17 protein-coding genes are annotated in these 19127 nt (G+C 53.6%); 3 read left to right on the forward strand and 14 right to left on the reverse strand.

Annotated features, from left to right (window positions below):
* Positions 1–152: 152 nt before the first annotated feature.
* From galT to C5Y83_RS21085, 8 genes are all read right to left on the reverse strand, one after another.
* Entirely contained in the window at positions 153–1172 is a 1020-nt protein-coding gene (gene galT, locus C5Y83_RS21050; protein WP_105331700.1) for a galactose-1-phosphate uridylyltransferase, read from the reverse strand.
* A 26-nt stretch (positions 1173–1198) separates the two neighbouring features.
* The gene (gene glgA, locus C5Y83_RS21055; RefSeq protein ID WP_105331701.1) at positions 1199–2680 is read right to left on the reverse strand and encodes a glycogen synthase GlgA; all 1482 of its coding nucleotides are present in this window, start codon (positions 2678–2680) and stop codon (positions 1199–1201) included.
* Between the two features lie 407 nt (positions 2681–3087).
* On the reverse strand, positions 3088–3753 hold the full coding sequence (locus C5Y83_RS21060; RefSeq protein ID WP_105331702.1) for a potassium channel family protein: 666 nt from the start codon (positions 3751–3753) through the stop codon (positions 3088–3090).
* Positions 3754–3760: 7 nt separating this feature from the next.
* The gene (locus tag C5Y83_RS21065) at positions 3761–5140 is read right to left on the reverse strand and encodes a TrkH family potassium uptake protein (RefSeq protein WP_105331703.1); all 1380 of its coding nucleotides are present in this window, start codon (positions 5138–5140) and stop codon (positions 3761–3763) included.
* Between the two features lie 101 nt (positions 5141–5241).
* Positions 5242–5898: a DUF6580 family putative transport protein gene (locus C5Y83_RS21070; RefSeq protein WP_105331704.1), complete on the reverse strand. Its 657-nt coding sequence runs from the start codon at positions 5896–5898 to the stop codon at positions 5242–5244.
* Between the two features lie 163 nt (positions 5899–6061).
* Positions 6062–8488 (reverse strand): VIT domain-containing protein, encoded by a 2427-nt coding sequence (locus C5Y83_RS21075; protein ID WP_105331705.1) that lies wholly within the window; start codon positions 8486–8488, stop codon positions 6062–6064.
* A gap of 239 nt (positions 8489–8727) precedes the next feature.
* Positions 8728–9408 (reverse strand): hypothetical protein, encoded by a 681-nt coding sequence (locus C5Y83_RS21080; protein ID WP_105331706.1) that lies wholly within the window; start codon positions 9406–9408, stop codon positions 8728–8730.
* Positions 9409–10165: 757 nt separating this feature from the next.
* The gene (locus C5Y83_RS21085; protein WP_105331707.1) at positions 10166–10459 is read right to left on the reverse strand and encodes a hypothetical protein; all 294 of its coding nucleotides are present in this window, start codon (positions 10457–10459) and stop codon (positions 10166–10168) included.
* Positions 10460–10928: 469 nt separating this feature from the next.
* Here C5Y83_RS21085 and C5Y83_RS21090 point away from each other — a divergent pair, with 469 nt between their 5' ends.
* From C5Y83_RS21090 to C5Y83_RS21100, 3 genes are all read left to right on the forward strand, one after another.
* Positions 10929–11276, forward strand: a complete 348-nt coding sequence (locus C5Y83_RS21090; RefSeq protein ID WP_146117859.1) for a hypothetical protein — start codon at positions 10929–10931, stop codon at positions 11274–11276.
* A gap of 142 nt (positions 11277–11418) precedes the next feature.
* Positions 11419–11997 carry a hypothetical protein gene (locus C5Y83_RS21095; RefSeq protein ID WP_105331709.1) on the forward strand — a complete coding sequence of 193 codons (579 nt, stop codon included), beginning with the start codon at positions 11419–11421 and terminating at the stop codon, positions 11995–11997.
* 51 nt (positions 11998–12048) lie between these two features.
* Positions 12049–12447 carry a hypothetical protein gene (locus C5Y83_RS21100; protein ID WP_105331710.1) on the forward strand — a complete coding sequence of 133 codons (399 nt, stop codon included), beginning with the start codon at positions 12049–12051 and terminating at the stop codon, positions 12445–12447.
* A gap of 13 nt (positions 12448–12460) precedes the next feature.
* Here the strand turns inward: C5Y83_RS21100 and C5Y83_RS21105 are convergent, their stop codons facing one another.
* The 6 genes from C5Y83_RS21105 to C5Y83_RS21130 form a co-directional block, all read right to left on the reverse strand.
* Positions 12461–13855, reverse strand: coding sequence for a PhoPQ-activated pathogenicity-related family protein (locus tag C5Y83_RS21105; RefSeq protein ID WP_158262435.1), 1395 nt, complete (start codon positions 13853–13855; stop codon positions 12461–12463).
* A 272-nt stretch (positions 13856–14127) separates the two neighbouring features.
* On the reverse strand, positions 14128–14982 hold the full coding sequence (locus C5Y83_RS21110; protein WP_105331712.1) for a transporter: 855 nt from the start codon (positions 14980–14982) through the stop codon (positions 14128–14130).
* Positions 14983–15126: 144 nt separating this feature from the next.
* Positions 15127–16251, reverse strand: coding sequence for an HlyD family secretion protein (locus tag C5Y83_RS21115; protein ID WP_158262436.1), 1125 nt, complete (start codon positions 16249–16251; stop codon positions 15127–15129).
* A 29-nt stretch (positions 16252–16280) separates the two neighbouring features.
* Positions 16281–16610 (reverse strand): DUF3302 domain-containing protein, encoded by a 330-nt coding sequence (locus C5Y83_RS21120; RefSeq protein ID WP_105331714.1) that lies wholly within the window; start codon positions 16608–16610, stop codon positions 16281–16283.
* Between the two features lie 146 nt (positions 16611–16756).
* Entirely contained in the window at positions 16757–18325 is a 1569-nt protein-coding gene (locus tag C5Y83_RS21125; protein WP_199195085.1) for an arylsulfatase, read from the reverse strand.
* 410 nt (positions 18326–18735) lie between these two features.
* On the reverse strand, positions 18736–19086 hold the full coding sequence (locus C5Y83_RS21130) for a hypothetical protein (RefSeq protein WP_105331715.1): 351 nt from the start codon (positions 19084–19086) through the stop codon (positions 18736–18738).
* Between the last annotated feature and the right edge of the window lie 41 nt (positions 19087–19127).

The raw sequence follows: 19127 nt of genomic DNA on the forward strand, positions 1-19127 counted from the left end.
GGAGTAATCCTGGATTTGGGGAGGTAATGCGGCGGTGTTCGCCTGGGAAGATACAGGACGAATCGGCAGAACCGGTACCCTTTAGCTAGCTTTTCCAAACGACTTTTAAAGCCGGACGGCGGTGACCTGACGGATTATGTCATCCGTATCGATCAGACCGAATTGCGGAGGATCTGAGCAGCTCGCTCGGGAGAGAGAGGGTTCACATAGAGACCCGTCCCCCACTCGAATCCGGCCCTCACCGTCACGCGCGGCAAAACCTCTACATGCCAGTGATAGTGATCCTTTGCGAATGTGTCAAACGGCAACGTGTGAATCAGGTAGTTATATGCCGGGAAATTTAATGCCTTTTCCATTCGTACCAGGAGCGAGCGTACCAATAAGGCAAGCTGTTCTAACAGCGTAGAATTTGCACCCCCGAAATCGGCTTGCCCAGAGCGTGGCAAAATGCAGAGCTCAAACGGCATTCGAGAGGCGAACGGACAGAACGCCACCAAGTTCTCGTCGGCGTGAACGATCCGCGATCCGTCTGCCAGTTCACGCTCGATGAGGTCGCTCCAGTACGACCGATCATGTTTGCGAAAATAGGCCTCACTGGCATCTAGTTCATGCTGGACAATTGGCGGCACAATTCGCGTAGCCATGAGTTGGCTGTGCGAGTGTTCCAGTGAGGCTCCGGCCGCCGGTCCATTGTTCTTGAACAGCTGAACGTAACGGCAACGACCATCCGCCCGCATCGTGTTGAGACGCTGCTGATAGGCTTGGAACGTGAGAATCGCATTCGCTTCCGGCAGTTGGGAAAAGGAGGTAACGTGCCGTGGCGATTCAACGATCACCTCTTGGACGCCACTGGCCGTCTCGACTTGGTAGAACGGATCTTGGTGAGTGGGGACTTCGTCGCTGAAGTCGGGCGAGAGGGAAGGGTAAATGTTTGGCAGAACCCGAACTTCCCAGGGCATTTGATCGGTTGACCGAGATGAATCGGCCGGAAGAGCTAGGCGTTCGTGAGGAGTGGCATCCTCGTGGCCTCCGCAGAAGGGGCATCGCATGGCGGAGGGAGGCGGGATTGATGGCTTCCATTGCTGTGGGCGGTCTTCGCGACCTTCGGCAATGACGACCTGATAGCCGAGCAGAGGATCTCGGCGAAGCTGATTGCCGGAACTAAGACTCACGGCGACTTCCTTGTCGGCGTCCGACGCTACATACTGCGGCGAGCCTTGATCGTTTTCTCGTAGAGTTCGACGTACTGCTGGGCACTACGATCCCACGACCAATCTTGCGACATACCTGTCTCAACGATCTGTTTCCAAGTCTCAGGGTTTTCCCGATAGGTGCCTAGTGCTTGTTCCAGGATATCCTGCAACGCCTCGGCCGAGTACTCACGGAAGCTGAAGCCATTGGCTGTGCCAACTTCTAGCGAGGCGGGCGTCACGTTCGTGATAGTGTCGGCTAAGCCACCAGTCTCACGAACGACCGGAACGGTACCGTACTTGAGGCTGTAAAGTTGATTCAAGCCACATGGTTCATACAGGCTAGGCATCAGGAACATGTCGGCGCCAGCTTCGACCCGTCGAGCCTTACCTTCGCAGAACTCGACCTTCACGCCAATCTTGTTGGGGAACATCGAGCTGAGTTCGCGAAGCATGGCTTCGTGATGCGGTTCGCCGGTTCCGAGGATGACCCATTGGCAATCGCAATTCTTGGCTCGATCGCGAATCACCTTGGCTACCAAATCGAAGCCTTTTTGATCGGCCATTCGACCGACCATCCCAATAACGGGAGCCTTCGGATTGACTGGCAGGTTGAACTCCTCTTGGAGAGCTTGCTTGCACTTCGGCTTGTTGGTTTGCCAACTGCTCAAGTCGTACGTGGCTGCCAGAGCGTCGTCGGTCGCGGGATTCCAACGGGTGTAATCGACGCCGTTCACGATGCCTGCGAGAACCTTACTTCGTTCACGCAGAGCACCTTCTAGGCCGCAACCCATGGGCTGCGATTGGATCTCTTCGGCGTAGCGAGGGCTGACCGTGGTGATCGCGTCAGCGAAGACGATCCCCGTCTTGAGGAAGTTCAGATGGCCGTAGAACTCCATCTGATGCATGTTGAAGTACTTCCAGTCGAGTCCCGTCAGCAGCATGTCCCAGTGCCAGAAATTGCCCTGGTAGGCCATGTTGTGAATGGTCAGCACGCTGGCGATGTTCTCGTAGCCATGCGTTGCCCGGTACTCGATATTCAGGTAGGCCGGGATCAGGCCAGTCTGCCAATCGTTGCAGTGGACCAGGTCAACCTTTAGGTCAAGCAAGCGAATCGCTTCCAGCACGCTGCGCGAGAAAAAGACGAATCGTTCGCAGTTGTCTTGATAGTCGTTCCCAGCTTCGCGGTAAAGTTCGGGCCGATCGAAGTATTCGTCGTTCTTGACAAAATAGATCGGAACATCCGAATTCGGGAGATGCGATTTAAGCAGCTGCCCCGAGGCAATCCGTCCGCCAACCGGTACGTCGAAGTAGATCGGTAATTCTTCGATCGGCAGGCCAGATTTGTAGATATGTCGAAATGCTGGAAGGATCACCGTAACGTGATCGACTAAGCTGCGCAAAGCGACCGGCAGAGCTCCGCCCACGTCCGCCAAACCCCCGGTCTTGGCGAATGGATAGATCTCACTGCTGGCAAAGAGAACGTTCAAGGGGGAGTCGCTCCGTGGCGTTGGCTATCTTCCATTAATCAGCAAGGTTGCGTCAAATAATAACACACAGAAAGTGCGCCCGGGATAGCCTTGTGAAAAAAGGAGGTTTTCGTTGATTGTGGCGATTAGGATCTCTTGGCGATTGGGGCGCAGGCCCCGTTATTAACTCGCATTGCGGGAAGTTCGCACCCCGCAAGGGGTTTAGGTTGTCAATCAAAATTCTTCAGGAAGAGCGGCGAATCGGATTAATCCGACCATTCGGGTGGGGGATAGGCTAGAGACGATCCAGTTTAAGAAATGTGGGCCGTTCTAAGCTGAAGGAGGGAATCGTGGGACTGGCGATATTCTATAGGACACTAACTTATTAGACAAACATTCCGGGCTCGTGCATTCCGACGTTTGTTCTCTTACGATTCGTTACGTAACTGCTCGAGCGAGCTTTGTTTGCCGACGACCAAAAGAAGCTGATCGAGTCCCAGCGAGTAACCGCCATCGGGGAACATTGCCAACTTTCCAGTCATCGGATCTTTCACACCAACAACCCACACGCCGAATTGCTGACGAAGGTTGAGATTCATCAGCGATTTGCCAACCATCGCGTCAGGCACAGCGACTTCCATAAAGCTGTACTCAGGGTCGATCGGCAGAAAGTCAATGATGTTCGGCCAAGTCATGCGATCAGCCAACGTCTCGGCAATTTCTGCTTCCGGGAAGATCACACGCTCGACTCCCAAACTCTTTAGAAGCTTGCCGTGATCCTTCGTAACGCCTTTGACGATGATGCGTTTAGCGCCTAGTTCTTTCGCGTGCAATGTGGCCAAAAGAGACGGTGTGATATCTTCACCCATGCTAATGAAGACGCCGTTTGCTTCTTTCAGATTGAGGTGCTGTAGTGATTCGTAGTCAGTCGCATCGGCGATGATCGCTTCGTACAGATCGTCCTTGATTTCTTCAACGTTTTCACGCGAGCTATCGACTCCGGTAACCCGGCAGCCGTTCTTTTTTAGCTTCCTAGCCAATGCGCCTCCGAACGACCCGAGCCCAAGGATATAGAAGTGTTTCATGGCGGGCATAGCGTACCTATCCTATAAGTGGTTCTTCTTTCGGGTATTCAACCGGAGTCTGTCTTTGGGTGTGCGAAAGCGCAACGAACACCGAGATCGGTCCCAGCCGTCCTAAAAACATCAGCACGATGATGATCATCTTGCCGACGGTTGAGAGCGAACCGGTAAATCCTGTCGAAAGGCCCACGGTTCCCAGGGCTGAAACGACCTCGAACGCCGCGTCCAGGAACACTCCTTGGCTTTTCGGGTGCGGAACGCTTGACTGTTCAAAAACCAGCAAGGCGGTCAGGGCTACGATGGCGACAACCGTAAACAGCAGAGCGGTGGCGGTCGCTTGCTGGATCACAATCTCGGGGATTGTTCTTCGTGCAAAGTTGATCCGGCTCATTCCGTGAAAAGTTTTCCATGCGTGAACGGCCATAACCATAACGGTCGAGACTTTAAAGCCACCCCCGGTCGAGCAAGGGCCTGCTCCGATCAACATCAGCAGCATCGAGATAAAGAGCGTGGCATTGGTCAGCGACGCTAAGTCGATCGTATTGAAGCCCGCCGTTCGACAACTTACCGAATGGAAGCCAGAAACGAGTAGTTTCTTCCATAGCGGCATCTCTTGCAGGACGCCGTCCCACTCAAGCACCAATGTGCCGAGAAATCCACCCAGCAGAAAGAAGGCAGTTCCAATCAGCATGAATTTGGAATGGATGTGCAAGCTCGCCCACCCTTCGAGTACCCCTTTCCGCCAATTCTTGTTCAAGTCGAGTAGAACGGGAAAGCCAATCCCTCCCACGATGATCAGGGCGGAGATCGTCAAGTTGACAATGATGTCTCCCTGAAAGCCGACTAGGCTATCGTTATGAAGCGCAAAGCCCGCGTTACAGAATGCAGAAATCGAGTGGAACAATGCGTGCCAAGCCGACTCGAAGAAGCTGTCGTAAAGATTGAGGTTGCGAGCCAAAAGAATGAAAAAGCCTGCCCCTTCGCTGAAAGCTGTAACCAGAAGGACGTGTCGCAAGATCCATTTTAAATCGGCGTCGTCGCTAGCCCCGAGGGTTTCTGTGAGGATCGCCCGGGCTCTGAGGCTCGGTTTGCTCCCCAGGTTAAACAGCGTGTAAGTCGTAATCGTCATGATCCCAATCCCACCGATTTGGATCAGGATTAAGATGACCAACTGCCCTAGAAAGCTGAAGTCATCTGGCGTGGAACGTACGGCTAGGCCGGTAACACAGCTGGCGCTAGTCGCCGTGAAGCAGGCATCCAATCGCGAAATCGATTCCGCACCTTCGCCCCGGCAGATCGGAAGCGTCAGCAGAACGGTGCCGATCAAGATGAGGGCCAAATACCAAACGACCAAATTCCGGGCCGGATACTTAACGATCGAGCCTGTCAGTTGTGGCATAGCGGCACTGCCCAATAGAGACGAATCTTCGCGACGCAGCTTTGAGGGGCGATCTCTTTATCGAGCACCCGCTTGTCGCCGTCAACGAGGGAAAGACGTAACTACCGCGATGGCGCCTGGCCTGGGCGAGAAACGATTTCGTCCGACTTCGTCGCTGGAGTTGCCAAGGACAAAATCGCCGGGCTAAACAGAATTGCGGAGTAGAAGATCGTTCCCATCAGCATATTGCGGAAGAAAGGAATCGCCATCACGTAGCATTGAATCAATCCGTTGACGTCCTTGGTGTATTCAGGCAAGGCGATCCAGCTAAAGAAGTTCGTCACTACGAAATAGCCAACACTGGCGAAGATTCCCATGGTGATCCCACCGGCCCAGGTGCTGCCAGATCGCATGGTGTAGCCCAGCACGACGATCGCCAAAACGCAGCAATACATTACCGGCAGCGTCGGATAAAACGCCCAACTGAATTGGCCCGTGATGCCCCAGATCGCCAAATCACTTAAGAGCAGCGAGCCTAGAACCACACCACATGCGGCCCAGCGATTCCCGAGCATCGCGCCAACGAACAAGCAAACGGCCAAATAAGGTGTGAACGACCAGAAAAAGCTTTGCGAGAACCACTCGGCTTGCATCCCGGTGGCGGTCATTAAATAGGGGAGCAGCTTTACGGCGATGGCAAAAGCCAAGCACGAACCAACAAGGGCCCAGATGCGTGGCGAGTGAATTCGGTCAGTCGTGGATTGGGGTGCGTCGGCCATACTACTACTTTTGAGGCGTCAACATTTAGGGAACGAATGCCTAAAGTATCGCCCCGAAACATCCCAAACGTCAACCTCGCCACGTTTTCCAACGAAAAGGTGGCCTGAATTTCAAGGATTCAGGCCACCCAAATAGAAAAATCAGCAGTCTTCGAGCCATCGATTAGCGAATGCGGTAGACTCTTCCTCGCAGCTTGACTACCAACGTTTCGTTGTCTTGCTGCTGCGAAAGCACGGCGTTTTCGGCCTTAGTATTCTTTGCCACCAAGTCGAAGTACTCATCACTGAATCGCTTCACTTCGACGTAATCGGGCTTCGACTTCTTCGCCTCCTCGGCGGCTTCCTCGTCGATCCACATTTTGTCGCGATAGAACAACGTGCGATTGCCGACGGTACGAACCGAATTCACGACGCGTACTTCGTCGGTTTCGGTGTCCTCGACCGTCACGCTATTGGACGGGCCTGACATGGCGGCCGGTGCTTCAGCAGCATATCCTCCGGCACCGCCGTAACCACCACCAAATCCTCCACCTCCGAAGCCGCCGCCTCCTCCACCAAAGCCACCGCTTCGGCCCCGCGAGCTGCTAGGGGAAGTCGCCAGTCGGTCGGCAGCCGGCTGGGCTTGCGGTAGGTTCTGGGCATTTTGGTATCTTGCCTTGGCACCTCGCTGCGAAAAGGCCGAGCGACCGGAGGTCTCCGACAGCTTTTGGGTCGCGTCTCGCAACCGTTGCAGGCTCATGTGACCACCAGCGCGAGCATCGGCTAAGGATTCGAGCGATTGGTTCTCGTCGGCCAGGAAGGATGTGTACGGAGTAAGGATTCCGTGGTCGGTTGAAAGCCGAACAAGTTCTTCCATCAACTCGTCGTTCTTTCCTTGAAGATCCATTTCGTCAATGATCTCGCCAATCCTGCGAATCGCCCACAGTTTTTCTACAAATGAATTCGATTGGTCCTTGCTCTCATGGACGAACTCGGCTGGAAAATCGAACTTCTCGACTTCGCCGTTCACTTTACCTCGAACAGTAATCTTGGCATCTCCCCAGGCCTTGTAACGCCCAACCAAGACCAGTTGCTCCCCTTCAAACAGATCGACTACTTCTTTCGGGAGTACGCGATTAACGGCCTTCGATCCACCACGTTCTAAATCGAACTTGATCTTGACGTCGGTCATCAGTGGTGCGTTGATCTTGCGATACAGTCGAGCCACATGCTCTTCGAGATCTTCGTCAGGACGGACGTATTGGCTTTGCCCTTGGATTGCGTTCGAGAGGCGATCCATCAGTCGACTATTGACGTCGTACCCAACACCAAAGTTGATCATCCGGGCATGATGGGCGTTGTGCTTTTTCGCATTCTCGACGATCTGCATCTCGTCAACTTCGCCCGTTGTGGGACGTCCATCGGATAGGAATAAGACGTAGCAAGGGCGGTCGTCGTCTTGCACCATATTCATCGCGGTCGTCAAAGCGCCGTCGATGTTGGTGCTGCCGCCCGCGTAAAGTCCGTCGACGAAGCCGATCGCTTCGGTGACACTCTTTTTGTCGGCTTTCTGGAGTTCGGGTTGAAAGCTTTCGACATCGCTGTCATAGGCAATGATGTTGAACAGATCTTGATCGTTCAGATTATTCAATACGTATTTGGCGGCTTCGCGTGCTTGTTCGATCTTCTCGCCACTCATGCTGCCAGAGCGGTCGACGACGAACAGTACCGTCTTCTTGGGCGGCTCCTTCATGGTGTCTCGTGGGGGTGGTGTGGCCAGCATCAGGAAGAACCCCTCTTCCTCCTTGTCGGGGCGATAACTGATCACGCTGGCTGAGAGTTTGTCGTTGTTGCTCTCGAAGAAGAGACGGAAGTCGCTGTCTGGAATCACGTTGTCGGCTTCATACTTTACGACAGCACGCTTGTTACCGTTGCGAGTGATATCGACGTTATGGGTTGGACTGTAGATGCTCTTTAGTTTCTCACCACTTTCCAAGGCCAACCGAACTTTGATTTTCTCGACAGGGCGATCGGTGTACTTCGCCGTCGACATCGGGAACAAAAAGTCGGTCAGCCGTCCATCCTTCTTCAGCAGTTGGCTGTAAGTAATGGTCACCTCGCGCGACGCCCCAGCTGGGACGGGAAAGACGCTGGTCTGAAACATCCCGGTGCCAGTCCATTCCAACAAGGCAGGGTCTTTGTTTTGGCGGACGATCGAGTTGTAAATCTCGCGAGCCTTCTCTTTTCGAAGTAGCTTCGCGGGGAATTCCTTTCCATCGACCATCAGCGTTAAGCTGTCGATCGCACCGTCATAGGGTAGCGGGAAAAGAAACGAGACCTCCATCTGGCGGCTGCCGGTGTTCTGAAACTGCTGGGCAACTTGAACTTGAGCGACCTGATCTTTGATGTTGGCATTCACCTCGAGCTTGGTGATCTTGTACGACTCGGTCGGCGAGGGCTGTGGCGTAGGACGCGGGATCGGCCGGGGAAGGGGGACTGGCCGGATTGAGTTATGGATTACGATCACGGCCTGAGCCGTAGCGACGTTCGTCGCGAAAAGCGTACAAAGTGTTGCCAGCAAGCAACTTGCAAGAAGAGCTGTCCGAGTCATTGGGGATCTCCCATCCGCTGAAAGGGCGAAGCATGTCTTCCGGTGAGACGAAAGCAACCAGCCAGCGGTTTTCGATCCGCACAGAAAACTTCGCCCGGCAGGTTAAATGACGCTTTAACGTACCTCTTTAGTGTGAGGCAATTCCTCGAAACCGTCGACGAATTGGTGGCGTCCGAATAAGAAGTTTTGTGGGGGACAGAAACCGAACGTGTTGTGGGGCGGCATTGAAGAAGAGCGATCTAAGCTGCCTGTCGGCGGGTCGTCTTTTGATAGATGATCGAATTGCCTTCCTTGCCGACCACGCCTAAAGCGCCGGTTTTCCGCAATGTGTAGACCATTTTCTGGCAAATCCAGCGAGGTCGTTCCAGCTTTTCGGCTAAGAGGCCCGTGTGAAACTGGCGTGGCAGGCTGCGGGGAAGCAGCTTTAGCAGGTCCGAGGCTTTGCGGAAGCGGTGTGAAGAAACGATCTCGGTCAGCGTTTGATCTTCGACAACAAAGTCGTTCTCGCGTCGTCGGCGTCGTTTGCCATGCCCTGGGTAGCGGATCTCTTCGATCTCGATCAGCGGGATCTCAAGCGTCAGGTTGTCATGCGGGAAGACGTTGGTGAAGTGGACCAACTCTTCAAACACGCTGAACACGTCGCCACGCTTTGGGCTATAGCGAGCCGAAACGATTTCGCCCCCCTTTTTATCGCGGCGAACGACCTTCTTGCGAGCGACAATCGGCTTCACAACTCGCACCTTGTGCGAATCGCACAGTTCGCGAATCTTGTCCCGAATCGCCGCCAACCCTGACCACTGCACCTCAATCAATTGCCCACGCGCGACGGCGTCAATGATATACCGCCCCAATCGAACCTCCGTCTCGGCCTTCTTGCCGGCGTAATGTTCCTTCAGGGCTTTGTGGAGTGAGGTTTCCATGAACTAAGGCAAGCAGGGGATTGGATTGACGAACGCGGAAGGCATCTTTTACAGAATGTCGACAATGTGCGGTAGTCGAATCCACTGGGATGCCAAAGTTGGCCGTTTAGGAGGAATGCAATGATTGCCTCACTCTAGGTCCTTAAGAGCCGTAAATCATCTTTGGAAGTCGACTCGCCGCTCCAATCTTGATTACTACGATCGATTTGTCAGGCGACGCGATAGTTGCCGTCGACAATGCTTCTTAAGAGTTTTTCCCTGCAACCTCTGCCAGTACCGTGGCGCCGATACGGTAACTCGCCCCAACGCTCAGTAGGAAAAAGGAAAACGCGATCATCACTGCGGGGAAGATCATCGGAAACTGTAGCAGCATGAGGATGCTGGCTACCAAGCCGAAGCCGCGCAGAAGTAGCAGATGGTCTCATTGGATTTCAGGCGATTGCATTCGGTGGGCAAGCCGCGTGGTTGGTTGTCAACGTTAACCGCGGCGGATTGATCGGCCAGCGGAGCGATGCTGGTCAAGCGAATTCCATTCGTGTCAGCTTAGGCCCGCACGGCAGCTTCGTCGGCGAAATCCACCACGAGGTTAATGAGCATGCCATCGGCACCGATACCTTCGATCGCGTATTTCACCAAGAGTGCTTTCTATTCTGACTTGCGTTTGCAAATCGATATTATTTTTCTTCAAGCGCTGCCACGATGCTGGAGCCGACGCTGTACAACGCTCCGAGCGGGAATAGAAAGAAGGCCAGCGAAATTAACCCCAAGCCAAGAGGTGGAAAAAAAGCGTAATCAGCCCGCCGATTAAGAGAGCCCAAGCCCAGGTAAAGAGGCCACTCGAAACCGATCGCATGCGACCAGAACGGGTTGCAGTGTGGCGAGGCGTGTTCGAGATGGGAACATTCACCGACTGATCTTCCAGCAAGCGAATCCGAGAGAGTGTGATTCCTCTTGAGTCGGCGTAAGCCCGCACCGCGGCTTCGTCTGGTAAATCGACAACTTCGTTGACTGGCATTCCGTTCGATGCAGTGCCAGAGATCGAGTATTTCATGCGATAGTCTTCCTAATGCGACGATGTGCCAAACCATGTGAGGCCGTCGCATAAAGTTAACTGTTGGCCAGCAGCCGAGCAATAAGTTGATGATGATTGGCTCGCTGATAGTGGACGCGGTACACTTCTATTAGCGTGCAAAAGTTACCATGTTTGCGGTTAGCATAGGACCCATTTGTTAGACGGGAAGAAGCAAGAGCCATGAGGACGGATAGGAAAACGCTGAGCTGATTCCCGCGGTGCCACGTAGCACTCGGTAAACCGAGGAACCGGAAGTTGAGTTGTAACAAGCAAAGCAATGTCCGTTAATGTTTCAACCCGTTTTCGCCCTTATCATAGGGTTGTCATCTTCATAGCGGTTTTGTTGCTGCTATCTCTGATCGTGCCGCTCGCGTGGGTTTCGTGGGGGAGTGAGGTCGATATTCACTCTGGGCGCGTACGAAAGTCGGTGTGGGTAATTGGCATCCTTGTGAAACGCGAAGTCGAAGAAACCTGGGTTTCGTCAGCGGCGGAGTCAATCGGTGAGCCGGAGTGGCACTTCGCTGTAACGGATCAATGGTGGGGCGGTGGGCATCCGCATTGGAATTACCATGCCGCGGTGAATCAGATCGAGAGCATCGAGAAAACGTTCGATGTCTTTTCCTGGGAGGAAGAGGCCCGGAGGGGAGCCGCCGATGAGATCTTACGGCGGTGGCAAGCCAGGGACGATCGTGACGCAGATGCCTATGTTCGAATGCTTCTCGACATGCTTTATCAAGAGATACCTGATCAACGGGAAGGGGATCGGATTTCGCGAGATGATCTGCCAGGTTGTTAGATAAATCAGTCCAGCGATACCATGAGGATTATCGTGTTTTGCTTTAAGAAATGGACCGAGTCAGCGAATACATGTTGAGCAGAATGCTGAACCGTTGGAGACGGGTGGATGATGCTTGGTGTTAACGAAATTGAAAACTCCGATGAAATTGATTCCCCTGACTTGTCGCCAGTGCAGCGCTCCTTTGAATGTGCCTGAGAACGTCTTGCTTGTCACGTGCTTGCACTGTGGATCACAACTGGCCGTCGTTCAGGAAGGGACCACCGTCTATACCGAAAGTTGCGACCAGGAGCAGAACGTTTCGCTAGGCGATGCGGTGCAGACGAAAGAAATGGACTGCCAGCTGATCGAGGAGAGCAGGCAGCAGCGGGAGCTCGCCGCGTTAGATCACGAGTGGAAGCAAATGCGTCGGCGATACATGCTGATCGATGCCGACGGGAATGCCCGCGTGCCTAGTTCGGATACCGCGAACAATATGGCAATTATTACGATAGTCAGCGGTGTTTTGTGGATCCTTCCTGCGTGGATAATTACCGACAACTGGTCGCCGTTCCTTGTACTCTGCCTTTTGATTGGAGTGTTCGTCGTCATCGGCCTTGGGCTCAGCCGTTTACATTACCAAAGAGCCGTCGCCTACCACGAGGCCAAGCGGTGCTACCTCCGGCGTCGGCTTGAAGTGACCGAGGTGGCGGAAGCGTATCCAACTAAGGGTTGGGGTTAAGCTGAGTTAGAGGCAAGTTGCGAATGTCTCCGGAGAAGAGCAGTGACATCGATGAAACTGATTCCCTTGAATCGCCGAACGACTGAGGTGGAAGCCAGAGTCGACTCGCTGCAGCGGCAGCAACTGGTCAACCAACTGGACCAAGCTTGGTACAAGGATCGCGAGCGGTACTTCATTCGGACAAAAGCGAGAAGAACCTATTTGCCGTGGAAAATCGAGGCCGTAATCTCTGCTGGCGTTACGTTAGCCATTGCGAGCTTGGTGGCCTGGTTATCCGTTTCTGCCCCCGGGCCGCTAGGAGCCCCACAGGGCATTGGGCTCTCTTTTGCCGCACTAGTTGGCTTGGTTGGCATGAGCAGCAGCTTTCAGCTTTACCGAAAGCGCACCAGTCACGACCTAGCGGAACAGCGCTACCTCCGACGCCGAGCCGAGCTTACCGGGGAAGGTTGAAACGCGGGTTCGATTACTCTCCGCCGCCGGCCATCTCGGTCTCTTTCGCGCCCAGCACACGCATTGTGGTGCTCAAGTAAAACGGCACCTTGTCGTGACTGTAGGTCACTTCGGCGAACGCGGCTCGATAACCGGTTGCAGGTCGAGCGATTTCGCTGATGGCCTTGCCTGCTTCGTCACGAGGAACGACCTTGCTGGTCCACTTCGATTGGCGGAAGTCACGGGTCGGAGCGTCAGCCATCCACAGCTTGACCATGGCCGCTTTCTCGTTGGGGGAAACATCCAGCGTCAGTGGTTTATCACCAGTCGCCTCGGTGTAATTCCAGTCCAGATTTGGGAGCGGCTTCTGGTCGTCAACGTGACGACGGAGTGCGCGGAGGCCGCCGAAGATGCGGAGCCAGTCATTGGCCAGATCGTGATCGGCGTTGGGAACGTAGACTACATACTTTTGCCCCTTCAAATCGTCCCAGTACAAGTTCAGCGAATCGACTGTCCAGTAGGCATCGTTCGTACCGAGGAAGATCAGCTTCGGCTGGGTAATTTGATCGCGATAGCTGTAAGGATCGACGATCTTGCGGAGGTTGACTCCTTCCTCGCTCATCATGCGATGATGCAGGTCAAGCTCGGTGTAATCTTCAATCTGCTGCGAAGGTTTGCCGTAGGAGGCCAGTTGATGCTTCAATTGGGCATCCATGTTCAGCGTGTCGATCACCATCGGGGCAAGACCTTTTACACGCGGATCGACTGCCGAGACTAGCCAGGTTGTCCAGCCACGTTTCGAGGCCCCCGTGACGGTGAAGCCATCAATCTTGATGTCGAGCTTTTGGGTGGCGTATTCTTGCATCGCATCCATCGCTCGGACGGCACTCTTGACCATCGGTAACAGAAGCGGCCAATCACTTTCGCCCGTCTTCAGGTATTGATCGAATGTGAGCGCGATGATCTCGTCTTCTTTTCGGCCATCGAAAATCGGTTGACGCGGGACATTCAACAACACCGCCACTGGGCAACCAATTTGCTGCGCGTAAATCGCCAAGAGTGAAGCCTCTTTCGGGAGCGCTGGTTCGCCATTGGCAGGGGCGTTGGCGTACTCTTCTTTCCACGATCCACCCCCGATCACCAGCACAGCGTCCGTTTCTTTAGCGACGCCCTCGGGTACGATGACGAACACTCGATGTTGCCAAACCAGATCCCGCCAGGTTTGTGAGGTGACCGTCAATTCCGAGACCGAACAGGTCCCGACCTTCGTCTGGGAGCGCACTTTCCAGCCGTAGCTATCGTCTGCTTTTTGTACATAAGTTGCCAATGCCTCGGCAGGTTCGACTGCCTGAGCAAAGTTGACGGCGATAGTAACGGAGAGACAGGCAAAACAGCCGATCAGCAGACGACAAACAAACGAGGAGGGCATCGAGGGTGATCTCCAATCGAAGAAAGGGGAGGAGTAGCCAAGGCGCAGGCTCTTAGTACCTACCATGATTCGCCGTGAGAAGTTTCACCGATTTAGGGCCTGGGGGAACATTCTCGATTACGCGAATCTCAGTATCAAACAAGATGATACCTGATTCGAGTCCAATTGCCTCGTTAAGAAATCAGACAAGTCCGATTCAGGCGTATCAAGTCGATATCAGCATACGCCTTACGACACAGAATCAGCTTTGAGTGGGCTTGGTCACCAATCGATTAGAATCGCACGCCACCACCAAAGTTGGTGAAGAAATTGGGCGATTGGTCGTTTAGGCCCCAGCCGACACGGACACCGATCTCCAGATCAGGTGTCAGCAGGTAATGGATGCCAGGGCTGAAGAAGTGCTGAACGCTATCTGACTCGCGGCCTTCGGTGAAAATACCGAAGTACTCGACGTGTGCTTTATATCGTTCGCCGACGGGAATCTTGAGCACGGTGGAAGGGGCCCAGATGTTGAAGTGGTCTTCGTCCAGACTACCAGTGCTAAAACGAAGTGCAGAGTCCCAGGTCCATCCGTTTTCGTAAACCCAGCCGCTGACGAAGGTAGTCGAGAAGTTACTATCGTTAGCGAGGCCGCTGGTTGGCGTAAAGCCTTGCACGATGATCGAGCTCTCAGGTAGCCAGTCGTCTTGTTCGTTGAGATAAAACTTGGCTCCGTATAGTATTTTGCTCTCGCGCTCGAGCCCGACCTCTTCTTCGTCAGGGCTTTCCGATACGTTTCCTGAAATCGGATTAGCTGCTCCACCCACTTCGTAATTCCAGCCGACACGAAGCTCGATGTTATCAGTAAGGCCGAAACGTGTGACGATCTCAGGGAAGCTATGCGTTTCTGGAACGCCGCGATTGTCGACGAATGAATACGCGGACTCGACGACGGTTCGGTGGTAGCCAACCACGGTCGTAGCTGGCGTAAACGAATCGCGGTCGGTCTCAATTTCGTCCGTTTCTCCCCCTTCTTCAAACGCGTCGTCTGAGATTCCACCGAACGGGAAGAACTGCGCAGATGCCAGGCTGGGCATGCCAAGCAGACAGAACAGGACGATACCTGTGATTCGTTGATAATGCGACATCGTTCTATACTTCGTGGAAAACGCGCGATCATGAGTATAGAAGTCAGTTTCGACCCACCTAGGTTAGTGCGTGAGTCGAATTGTTATCGGGCGCAAAGTCGCCGTAATCGAAGCGACAAAAGAACGTGATGCTAGCACTTGAACTTAAAACGGGATTAGATAATACATCCACGCTTTGATGCGAACGGTGACTTTACTGATGACGTGAAACGGCGAACCGGTCTTAGTGTAGACGGTGCACATGCCCGCGGTACCCATCGGGATAGATTGCATGAGGCTTTCGTCTTCCAGCTTGATCTTCACGGCAAATTTACCACTGGAGTGAATTGCGTCGGGGGTGGTCAGCACGCCGCTAGTGACAAATTGGCCTTCGCCGGTGGCGGGGATGATTGAATCGACCTTTCCTTTCAGGACTTGACCGGGATAGGCTTTCAAGGCGAATTCCACTGCGTCACCCGGCTGAATATTCTTGGTCACATTCTGGCTGAAGACCGCTACGATATCGACGGTCGACGTATCGATAAACGTTCCCATAGGTGCCAGGGGAAGAGGAACCGCCATCGCGCCTTCGCGTACCTGCCAATTGGTAACGAAGCCATCCGCGGGGGCATAGACGGTGCACTGGCTAAGATCGAACTTTGATTTGTCGAGGTTGGCTTGTGCCAGGTCGACGTTCTGCTTGGCGATTTCGAGGGCGACTACCGCTTCGTCCTGGGTTGCTTTCGATTTCGCGACGGTGGCCTGAGCGGCATCGTAACGATCGGTGAGCTGAATGATCTGAATCTTACTCACGGCCCCAGGGGACTTTTCGTTCGTTTCATTCTTCGCATCGAGTTCTGACTTAGTGGCTGCCGCGTTTGCTACCGCCTCGGTGACGGTGGCTTCCGCAACTTTGATGGCGGCCTCCGATTGAGTAACCGTTTGTTGAGCCGCGCCCAGGGTGGCTTCGTTTTGGCGAACGGCGATCTCGTAAAGATCCTTTTGGATCTCGAACAAGATATCTTTGCCCTTTTTAAGTGGTTTGTTCGGCTTGGCATTCAGGCTGACAATCGGCCCTTTGACTTGGGGGACGATCTGAATCGTGTAACGCGACACGACAAGTTGGCCCGATGTTGGCGCCGAGAATTGCCACAGAATGACAATCGCACTCACGGCGACAAACCCAATTACGGTTGCCACGGCCAAGTTAATCGGATTCGGCTTGACCTTGAGCTTGATATAAAAAAGCCAGATTCCGAACGTGTAGAGGATGACAAACAACGCGATCATGGCGGCACCTTTTTGCGGAGAGCGATTCTCTAGGCGGATTGGGCAAGCTGGCTTTTCAAGGCAGCAACTTCCGCCTGAAGATCGGCGATCTGTTGTTGGAGCGAATCGTTCTGTTGGGAGGCGGCTTCTTGCGAATTCGTGCCGCATGGCATCAGTGCCCAGACGAAAGCCACCGCCCAGCCAAGTCCGCCGAAAAGCAAGCCCAGCCAACTGGCCGCCGCGATCGCTGACGCATGTGGATGATTTCGCTTTTGGGCGATGCTGCCTGGGAGCGAGCCGATCGCCACAATCGCCGAGACAATCACGGCGAATAAGACCGTTATTACAAACCAGGCGAACAGCGTAGCGAAATCAATCATGGGATCGGCCTTCCTATAAAAACAAGCAGGACGCCAACCAAAGTTTGGGGCGACCTGCTTGATTTGAAACGAGATTGAGCGCTAGATCAACAGAGCATGTTGTCCGGCATGTTGTCACCGACAACATGCATCTGTGATGCAATCGTCTATTTCCCAGAAGCAGCGTCTTCGATCTGCTTCTGAATTTTCTCGAGGTTGAATGAACCAGGCGTTTGACTTGGCGGATAGTCGGCCATCGTCTTCAGGAACTTACCAGCAACTTGTTGCATTGGCACCAAGACGTAGGCTCGTTCCAGGAACCAGTCATCGTAAGTGTTCGAGTTATGCTGGGCTTTCTCAAATGGATCGCGACGCAAGTTGAACAGCAGCGGAACACGCAGTTCGGTAAAAGGTTCACGCCAGACCCCGAAAGCCTGACCGCGGTTTTCCAGAAACACACCCTTCCATTGATCGAGTCGTAAAGCAACAACCTGCCCGTCATCATTGACGTAGAAGAATTCCTTCCGAGGAGATTTATCGGTCTTGCCCATGAAGTAATCCAGCATGTTGTAACCGTCTGGGTGATTGCGATACTTGCGGCCGTTCAGCTCCACCCCTTCCATCAATTTTTCTTTGATGTCGGGAGCGCCGGCGGCAGCGGCGAAGGTCATCATCCAGTCTTCGTGAGCCACGATGCCGTTCAGTGTTTTACCGGCAGGGAACTTGCCTGGCCAACGAACGAAAGCAGGCACGCGGTAAGCACCTTCCCAGTTCGAGTTCTTCTCGCTGCGGAACGGCGTGGTACCAGCGTCGGGCCACGTGTTGTAGTGCGGACCGTTGTCGGTCGAGTAGAAGACAATGGTATTGTCCGAGATCTTTAACTCATCAACCAAGTCTAGCAGCTCGCCGACCATCATGTCGTGTTCGACCATGCCGTCATGGTATTCGTCACCGGAAGGGCCTGAGATACCTTTGTGCTCTTCCTTGACGTGCGTGCGGAAGTGCATGCGTGTCGCATTCCACCAGCAGAAAAACGGCTTATCGGCTTTCACTTGACGCTGGATGAAGTCCTTAGCTGCCGCGTTGGTTTCTTCATCGATCGTTTCCATCCGCTTCTTGGTCAGAGGCCCCGTGTTTTCGATCGACTGCGTACCGTCGCCGTTGGCTTTGCACTTCAGCACACCGCGCGGCCCATATTGTTCCCGGAAAGTCTTGCCGCTCGGCAGGACAAGGTCGTTGGGGTAATCGCGATTCTCAGGTTCTTCTTCCGCATTTAAGTGATAGAGATTACCGAAGAACTCATCGAAGCCGTGCATGGTGGGCAAGTGTTCGTCGAGATCACCGAAATGATTCTTGCCGAACTGACCAGTCGCGTAACCTTGGCTCTTAAGGATCGTCGCGATCGTCACGTCCGTCTTCTGCCAACCTTCTTTGGCCCCGGGTAGACCAACCTTGGTCATCCCCGTGCGTACGGGAACGGTGCCGCCCATGAATGCGGCACGACCAGCCGTGCAGCTTTGTTGACCGTAGTAGTCGGTGAAGTAAAGGCCTTCGCGAGCGATCCGATCAATATTAGGCGTTTGATAACCCATCATCCCACGGCTGACATGACTGACATTCCAAAGTCCGATGTCATCACCCCAGATAACTAGGATGTTGGGTTGTTCGGCAGCTTGGGCGAAGGTCGTAGTGACCAACGCGCATAGCACTGCGAAAAAGGTCCGTGGCAAATTCATTGCGAGCCTCTCAATGGTGGTTTAAGCGAGCGATGGGTTGAGACAATTTCAATTGCGATAATTCGATTGGGAGTTGCGCTACGATAAGTAAAGAAAGAAGAGTAAGGTCAATCATGACCGCTTCGCCAGGGCATTCCTTGAACTGGAGTCGCCGCGCAGTCCTGCGCGAAGCATAACGTAAATATCGTGAATCGAAGGACCAACTGCAATGAACTTCTCAAGAAATACACAAATGAGGAAAAATGTATTTCATTGATGCGGATTGCAATCTACGCATCACTTCGGTTCTAAGGCGAAGAAGTGCAAGTAGTTCATTGAAAGAGGGGCGTATCAAGAGGTTTTTATGAGATTGTAATGTTTTTGCTCTATACGTGGACTGTGAACGAGAATTGCTTGCCGTGAAGCTTTGACTAAGAATTCTCTTCCTCATGGCGAGCAACGATCACGCGTCCTTGATAGGTCACTTCGAACCCCCGCGCGAAGGCCATCTCGGGCAGCGCCAGGATTCGTTCCATCAGCAAATGGACGCGTTCGTCTGAGAAGTCGTTGTGATGACGGAACTCGATATGCCCGGGCTTCACGATTCCAGCAATCGCATTCCCCTTGGAATCTGGCACGTAGTGAATGTCCTCCTCGCTGATCTCTTCGTGTTCCGTTTCACGAGGGAAGAGGATTAATCCATGGTCGTTCACGGTGATTTTGAAGAGATAACTCTTTTCGTGAAGTAAGGGCTTGATGGACTCGCGGCCGAAAACGTGCATGGTGTTTCCTCTGAGTGTGGCAGTGGTTGCTTCAAATCGAT

The sequence above is a fragment of the Blastopirellula marina genome, from assembly GCF_002967765.1.
GTDB classification, from domain to species: Bacteria; Planctomycetota; Planctomycetia; order Pirellulales; family Pirellulaceae; genus Bremerella; species Bremerella marina_A.